Source organism: Nostoc sp., assembly GCF_036917155.1.
GTDB lineage: Bacteria > Cyanobacteriota > Cyanobacteriia > Cyanobacteriales > Nostocaceae > Nostoc.
Genome location: NZ_JBALDZ010000118.1, coordinates 1 through 4,208, shown reverse-complemented (window position 1 = coordinate 4,208; position 4,208 = coordinate 1). Strand labels below are relative to the sequence as shown.

The 4,208-nt window shown below is 41.8% G+C and carries 5 protein-coding genes; 2 read left to right on the top strand and 3 right to left on the bottom strand.

Annotated elements, in window-relative coordinates; translation table 11 throughout:
- The first annotated feature begins 140 nt into the window (after positions 1-140).
- Positions 141-308: a hypothetical protein gene (locus V7K67_RS16485; RefSeq protein ID WP_335167489.1), complete on the top strand. Its 168-nt coding sequence runs from the start codon at positions 141-143 to the stop codon at positions 306-308.
- Positions 309-714: 406 nt separating this feature from the next.
- Here V7K67_RS16485 and V7K67_RS16480 read toward each other — a convergent pair whose 3' ends face one another.
- Positions 715-1,374: an NADPH-dependent F420 reductase gene (locus V7K67_RS16480; RefSeq protein WP_265277487.1), complete on the bottom strand. Its 660-nt coding sequence runs from the start codon at positions 1,372-1,374 to the stop codon at positions 715-717.
- 57 nt (positions 1,375-1,431) lie between these two features.
- Positions 1,432-2,178, bottom strand: a complete 747-nt coding sequence (locus tag V7K67_RS16475) for an SDR family oxidoreductase (protein ID WP_335167485.1) — start codon at positions 2,176-2,178, stop codon at positions 1,432-1,434.
- A gap of 84 nt (positions 2,179-2,262) precedes the next feature.
- Here V7K67_RS16475 and V7K67_RS16470 point away from each other — a divergent pair, with 84 nt between their 5' ends.
- Positions 2,263-3,180 (top strand): LysR family transcriptional regulator, encoded by a 918-nt coding sequence (locus V7K67_RS16470; RefSeq protein WP_335167483.1) that lies wholly within the window; start codon positions 2,263-2,265, stop codon positions 3,178-3,180.
- A gap of 299 nt (positions 3,181-3,479) precedes the next feature.
- Here V7K67_RS16470 and V7K67_RS16465 read toward each other — a convergent pair whose 3' ends face one another.
- A complete protein-coding gene (locus V7K67_RS16465; protein WP_335167481.1) occupies positions 3,480-3,755 on the bottom strand; it encodes an HU family DNA-binding protein in 276 nt (91 codons plus the stop codon).
- Between the last annotated feature and the right edge of the window lie 453 nt (positions 3,756-4,208).

Sequence of the window (4,208 nt, the reverse complement as noted above, 5' to 3'; positions counted from 1 at the left end):
AGGAAATTATAGTACGCAACGTGTAAAATTTAACTCTAATCCCTATGGTGAAGTTTTCGTTACATAGTTATAAATTTTTTCGCCTACCTACTTAATTTCTTTAATTAATGAGTAATAGGGGAGAAAGTAGCAAAGCTGCTATGAGCCGCCATGCAACGGCTGAAAACGCTATTGTCGGTGGAACCATAATATTGCTGTTTTTACGTGCTTATGCTTCTAATTCAAATTGGCAATATTATCGGTTCTTGGCAACTTTTGGTGATGATGAAAGGTTACGCGCTTTAAGGCAGAAGGCAGAAGGGTTTTAAGATTTTGCCTGTCGTCGTATGCCGCCACTGTTGGCAAGATATGCCTAACCTGATTCTGAAAGAAAACAATCTGAAACACGATAAGTTGCAAGTATTTGCTCAGTTGCTGACCCCCTGACATCTGACGGATAGATTGGAGAACATGGGATGTAGGAACAGTAGTTGCACGTATTTGGCATGGGCAAACATTCACCAGTAAATGTTTTACTTTGATTTTAATTCTTGACCGTGCAACTCCTACACCCTCTCATCCTGCAACATTAAGGATTTGCGCTTTTCAAGCGTACCATTCAACCCCAGTAGCTTGTTGTAATTAGGCTATTGTCGGAGTGCGTCACTCAACAGCCCCAAAAAGTAGGTAAATATCGCAGCAAGTGTGTGCTTTTATGCATTTATGTATGCTTTTTCAAGAAATCGGTTTGACTTCTGGTTGAATCAGGTTAAGAACAGTGTAAGGATCGCGACCAGAAAATAGCAGTTTAATCACAATTGCTGCCGCAGACTCTAACAATCGAGCATACTTCAACTCCCCCAAATCGACTGGCTCACTCCCAACATCTTCAATCAGCGAAGCCACTTGACGTTTCGCATCAGTATCGTCGCCGCAATAGAGCGTTACTAACCGCCGACCATCGAAATTAGGCTGCTCCATCTGCCAAACTTTTGCCTGACACATATTGAACGCCTTCACTACCTTAGCCTTGGGAGAATAAGCAGCGATCGCTTCTGATAGTGATACTCCATCATAAGTTTGCGTTAAGTAATTACCGTTAGAGGGGTCAACAGGATTATTTATGTCTAATAGAATCTTGTTTGCAAAAGCTTCACTTCCTCCACCTGCTTCCATAGCTTCAAATACTGCTTGGTGAGGAGTCGCTAAAACAATGACTTCACCAAACTCTGCTGCCTCTACAGGGGAACCAGCTTTTGTCCCCTGAGCAAGTTCATGTGCCAAACTCTGTGCTTTGCTAGAATCTCGACCTGCAACAAATAGCTCATGTTTTCCTACCCAACGTGAGCTTAAAGACTCTGCCATGCTGCCATAACCGATAAAGCTGACCTTCATTGCTATTTCTCCCTAATACAGTTCAATGGAAATAAAAGCACTATTTTTCATCTAGATTTACCACTGTAATTTTATGGGGCCGCCAAACTGACGCATCTCTGCAAAAAACTGTCCTTGCGCTCCTCCATCTGGAAGTGTTGCTAAATAGACAGCAGTTTCGGCTCCTTGGTCTGCTGTAAACGGCGCATTCTCTCCTCCCATATCGGTTTTCATCCAACCTGGAGAATAAGCATTAACGAGAATATTACCACCAAGAAGTTCCTTCGCCAGAAGTGCAGTTAACCCGTTCACCCCTAGTTTGGATAGTCGATAGGAAGGTGCTATTGGGTAGTAATCATTATTAATTGCCGCCAGAGATGCCATTTCGGTTGAGACATTGACGATGCGACCGTAGTTGTGAACCTTCATCAACGGAATTAATGCTTGAGAAATTCTCAGGAGCGCTAGAACATTAGTGTCAAATGTAGAGCGCATCGTTTCTAGTTGAACTGTCAATAAACTAGATTCCTCTGGCTTGGTTGTAGGATTGATCCCGGCATTGTTCACCAAAATATCTACCCTGCCGTAGGCTTCTCTTAGCCATTGAACAAACTCTGCCACATTCAAATCACTCGTAACGTCTAGTGTGTGATAGTTCACATCAAGTCCTTCACTAGATAATTGTTCTTTAACAGCAAGACCATCTGTTTGGTTACGACTTGTTAGAACAACATGAATGCCAATTTGGGACAATTTACGAGCTATAGCATATCCTAACCCACGATTGCTACCTGTTACTACAGCAATCTTTTTCTGGTTTGTCATTTTAATAACTTTTCACAACTTTCAGTTTTACTTTACTGAAATGTTCTAAATTAATCAAATTGATTGAAATAATATATTTAATCGATGGGATTAATAGACTTGTCTGCCATTGATCTGAACCTTCTGGTCGCCTTTGAAGCACTTTTTGAAGAAAGGAGTGTTACAGCAGCAGCAACACGATTGTATTTAGGCCAACCAGCGATGAGTGCGGCACTCGCAAGGTTACGCATACTATTCCAAGATGAATTATTTATCCGAATTGGCAGGCAAATGCAACCCACAGCAAAGGCTCTGGAAGTTGCTCAAGGTATAAGAGTTGCCCTGCAACAAATTCGGCAGACATTGGAAACGAGCCAAACATTTGACTCTACTACTTCTAAAAGTACTTTTACAATTGGCAGTTCAGATTACACTAGCTATGTTGTCATGCCCAAGCTTCTAAAAATTTGTCGTCGAATTGCACCAAGCATTAATTTTCGATTAATTAGTTTTGCAAAAAACTTTGTCGGAGAACTATTAGAGCGACGAGAGATTGATCTAGCTTTGGGTGTTTTTCAAGACCCACCCAGACAAACAATACAAATGCCGTTATTTCCAGAACACTTTGTCGGCATCTGTCGTCTTGGACATCCCATTCTCTTGGAGGACGTTATCACACCAGAAATCTTCGCTAATTTTCTTCATGCTCTTTTTACTCTTAGGCAAGATGAAGTTGGTGAAATCGATAATGCGCTTGCCCAGTACAATCTCCAGCGTCGAGTTGCTTTGACAACTCCTCACTTACTAGTGCTACCAGCAATCATTTCATCAACTGACTTGGTTGCTGCTGTTCCATCACGATTAGTAACACCATTGGCACACCAAGGCGCATTAGAAACTTTTGAACTTCCTGTACAAACTCAACCGTGGATGATTTCAATGCTGTGGAGCAAACTTACGCAGCAGGATCAGGCAATTTGTTGGTTACGACAGATGCTCATAAGCGTTTGTCAGGAGATTTAACATATCAGAGAAGTCTTTTAACATTAATTACATAACCCCAATGCTGATAATTTTCCTAATAAAGAATTATTAACTGACTAGACCATTGGTGCAGCGATCGCGCTTTTTTTACATCTCCAATTCAACACTCATATTTCCCCTACCATTTTCCACACTGTCTGAAGAACAGCGATGGCTGCGCCAACGCCTGCCTTCTTGATGTCCGAACGCGAACAGCGTCTCCTTTAGGAGAAGGGCTGTAGGGCGAACGCTACAACTTTGCAATGATTTATTTAATTGCTAGTGGTAAAGCAATTCATCTATGGCGCTACTTTCTCCCGAAACTGTTTTCCAGCAGAAAACGCAGGCACTCTAGTGGCTGGAATAGTCATTACCTCCTGGGTTTTCGGATTACGCCCTGAGCGTTCTGAGCGTTCGCGCCGCTCGAATGACCCAAATCCGACGAGCGTTACCTTATCTCCATTCGCTACAGCTTCGGTAACTACTGACAAAAAAGCACTAATGACTTCATCGGCTTGCTTTTTTGTGATGTTGGTCTTTGCTGCTACAGCATCTACTAATTCACCTTTGTTCATAAATTAACCTGGAGGATTGTAAGTAAAGGAAATGTAGCATTACAATCTCTGATTGCTAAAGGGTGAAAAGAAATAAATTTCTAGCGACACATGAAAATAGTCATATCAGACTTTGGTACTTAGAGGAACTGCTAGATACCACTAGAGAGCGACTAATTTCTGAAATTAATTCGGATGAAGAGGAATTTATCAATTATCGCTTGACTACTACCTGGCTGCTCTAATTATTCAGCTTGGCATTTAATGAAGGCGCTATCTGTATCAGAGCGTTTGAACTTGGAGCGCTATGTGTCACAACAGGTTTATTACTCGCTTGTGGCGCTGTGGGTTTGCAGACTAAGTGAAAATTTTTTAACGTAAGTGTGGGTTTGCACATAAGATGAAATTTGGACAACGTAGTTACAAGGGTTTGGGGCGACTAGATTCGCGCATAAAGTGAAATTGAATGTGGAG

What these genes read in the sequence shown, in the direction of transcription:
- V7K67_RS16485 (WP_335167489.1), top strand. Translation starts at nt 141, where the DNA reads ATGAGCCGCCATGCAACGGCTGAAAACGCTATTGTCGGTGGAACCATA.
- V7K67_RS16480 (WP_265277487.1), bottom strand. Translation starts at nt 1,374, where the DNA reads ATGAAGGTCAGCTTTATCGGTTATGGCAGCATGGCAGAGTCTTTAAGC.
- V7K67_RS16475 (WP_335167485.1), bottom strand. Translation starts at nt 2,178, where the DNA reads ATGACAAACCAGAAAAAGATTGCTGTAGTAACAGGTAGCAATCGTGGG.
- V7K67_RS16470 (WP_335167483.1), top strand. Translation starts at nt 2,263, where the DNA reads ATGGGATTAATAGACTTGTCTGCCATTGATCTGAACCTTCTGGTCGCC.
- V7K67_RS16465 (WP_335167481.1), bottom strand. Translation starts at nt 3,755, where the DNA reads ATGAACAAAGGTGAATTAGTAGATGCTGTAGCAGCAAAGACCAACATC.